Annotated in this window: 4 protein-coding genes; 3 read left to right on the plus strand and 1 reads right to left on the minus strand. The window is 39.5% G+C overall.

Annotated elements, in window-relative coordinates; genetic code table 11:
• The 3 genes from NJD71_RS13435 to NJD71_RS13445 form a co-directional block, all read left to right on the plus strand.
• On the plus strand, positions 1–832 hold an 832-nt coding region (locus tag NJD71_RS13435), incomplete at its 5' end, for a hypothetical protein (protein ID WP_319052406.1).
• Between the two features lie 1,053 nt (positions 833–1,885).
• A complete protein-coding gene (locus NJD71_RS13440) occupies positions 1,886–2,068 on the plus strand; it encodes a hypothetical protein (RefSeq protein ID WP_319052407.1) in 183 nt (60 codons plus the stop codon).
• On the plus strand, positions 2,068–2,370 hold the full coding sequence (locus NJD71_RS13445) for a hypothetical protein (RefSeq protein WP_319052408.1): 303 nt from the start codon (positions 2,068–2,070) through the stop codon (positions 2,368–2,370). Before NJD71_RS13440 ends, NJD71_RS13445 begins: the two co-directional genes overlap by 1 nt.
• Here the strand turns inward: NJD71_RS13445 and NJD71_RS13450 are convergent.
• Positions 2,367–2,757: hypothetical protein (locus NJD71_RS13450; RefSeq protein WP_319052409.1), on the minus strand; the 391-nt coding region annotated here is incomplete at its 5' end. The two genes, NJD71_RS13445 and NJD71_RS13450, sit on opposite strands and share 4 nt — an antisense overlap.

A 2,757-nucleotide genomic window follows, 5' to 3' on the forward strand; every position in this document is an offset into this window, starting at 1 on the left:
GACAAGCGAATTTAAGCAAGCAATGAAAGAACGCGACACTATCAATGTCGTTGATGAGCTGGCAGCAATCAAAATTGATGAGAAATATTATGAGCAAGCAAATAGAGCAATTACTAGCAGTAAACAGCGAATTGACAGCACAAAACGAGCAATTACTGCAACAGCAGACAGCTTTAGAATTGCAAACAGCAGAACTGAAAAAACAGCAGACGCTGCTAGCTACATCACACAACGAACTAGCAGCACAAAACAAGCAATTGCTAGCAGTGAACAGCTCGCAGCAGACGCAGATCAAGCAATTACTAGCAGTAAACGAGCAGCTGCAAAACGCTTAGAGCAACAGCAGCAACAGCTTGAGCGCATTCGACAGAGACCTATTCGCGAACTATTACGACTTGAGTTTCGCGTGCTAGTGACAAGCGAGCATGGCTCAAAGCTAAGAGATACAGTCGCGAGAGTAGACGACAGCTTTTACGATCTCTACATGCAAGCAAGACGTGAAAAATTTAATATCGCTATATCAAACAAAGATAGAGATGGAACACTCACAAACAGCGAGCTTGTCGAAAACAAGACAGCGCAAGCGATAGAGCGTTTTATGATGAAAAAAGAGAACTTGTCAAACATTGACGTTTTAGATGATTTTGACAGCAACATGAGCGTGCAAGACTTCACGCGAAAATACAGCTTAGAATGCGATATAAGCGACTTAAAACGATTAGACGAGCTTTACCCAATTGAGCCAAAACAAACGCTAAAATCAGCAAATTTGAGCGAACCTGGCCCAAGAAATGATAAGAGAAATGACAATGATCGCGGCTTTAGTATGTAATATTAAAACACTGTTACAAAAAGCTTAAAATCAACAAATCCAATGCCAGCATACACTTGCTTTTTTTCTGAGCAATAATTAAGTAAAGCTAAACAAAAAAAAAGCAGAGTCTAGTTGAATAGACTCTGCTTTTGGTATTACTATGTGAGTTAACGGTTACAGCGTGCTGAAACACACTGTAACGAACAAATAAGCATGTGCAGTGCGTTATTTGAACAGTATTAAATACCCGTTTAGGGTCATTTTATCTATATTCTGCTCAAAACTCAACTCCCTGTTACGTTTTACAATCTTTCTTTGTTCGTTGCATATCTGTGTGGCTCTCTCTGTACTGTTCCCTCGCGATGGGTGGCAGGCATCAGTGACGACTGCATTGCATGGGTGACAAGAAACTCTATACAGGGGTTGCTGGACAAATAGAGAGCGTAACGAGTGGTTATATTGTCTTTCAAAGCGGCAAATTGGATGTAATCCTTGCTAGCACAGAGAGCTTATAGCGGTTAAGAGCGTGTTCAGGCGGTGATACTAATCGTAATCTTAACAGTCGCAGCTTAGTACAGTGATGCGATCTTGATGAGCGATGAGCGATGCCGAGCGCATACATCATTACTATCAAAGCAACAGCACTAAAGCGTTTAAGCATTGCTTAGACGCTTTAGGGTGAGTGTTGCTTGAATTCACTCAAAGCTCCACCAAGTGCATAACGAACACTTAGGCTATTGTCAAGTTATGTGTGGGATTGAAAGCCTTACAGTGTAAGGGTTACAGAGAAATTAAAAAAAGAATTAAATAAAAAAAATAACAATTAAAGAGAGTCGAGATTCAGATCTAAGAATTACAAGCATAATGTGAAAAGAACATAATCAGACTCTGCCAAAAAAACATAGTGTTCATATAGCTTTCAAGACTTTGACGTACATATAAAATATGTACTATGTACATACATTGTATGTACAATAAGATTCGATGAAAATTAAATGAAAAAACCGCTTGTTTTGTGTACATACATCGTACATACTAAGTATGTATTCAATATGTACATAAGGAGATACTATGACTACAAAAACGAAAGCGTTCACAATACGAGTTGATGAAAACTTAGTTAGCGCGTTTCATCATGCGTGTTCGAACACAGATACGACTGCATCACAAGCTGTACGTGCGTTTATGCGTGATTACGTAAAGAAAAATGGTCAAGCTGATTTGTTTTCAACACCAAAAAAGAGGACAAAATAATGAGAGTAGAGTACGGAACACGATTCTTTGATGAATCAGACGAGCGTTGTTTTCTAATTAAGTTAGTGCTAGAACGCGGACGTTATAATCCAACAAAGCACGCAGCAGACGACGATCTAATCATCGGCTTTGTGCAGTTCTATGACAGCGCGACAGGTGAATCAAGCAGATATTGCGGACGTTTTAACGAGCGTAACCCATCCGCGAGTATTAGCAACATCATGCAACATGGTGTGAAATTCGATAACATGGTCAATGACTGGTCAATCATTATTGAACATAGCAAAAATCACGAAAGCTAAAATGCATTATCAGACGTTGTGAGAGCGTCGTAATCAGCTCTTACAGCGTCTTTGTCTTTATCAGCTATATACGCACTATCAAACAGTTTACGCATCATCTGAGCTACTTCTGCATCATTCTTACTAGCTGTTTTTAACGCAGCTCCCCAAATCACCTTTTTTCTAGTCTCTGCTTTTCTTTTCTCTGCTTTTTCAGCATTCATGAGTCGTTGTGTAGCAGCACGAGCTTTCATTAACTCATCAGCTTTTTTTTCAGCTCTCAACAGTATAGACAGCTTTTTATTGTCATCATCAGAACGCGCTGATTTGCTTCCTAATGCGATTATTAGCTGCTGTGTATCAGTTGGTGACTTGTACGCTTTAAAACGTGTGACAAGCGAATTTAAG

The sequence above is a fragment of the Psychrobacter sp. PP-21 genome (assembly GCF_033790785.1).
Lineage (GTDB): Bacteria > Pseudomonadota > Gammaproteobacteria > Pseudomonadales > Moraxellaceae > Psychrobacter.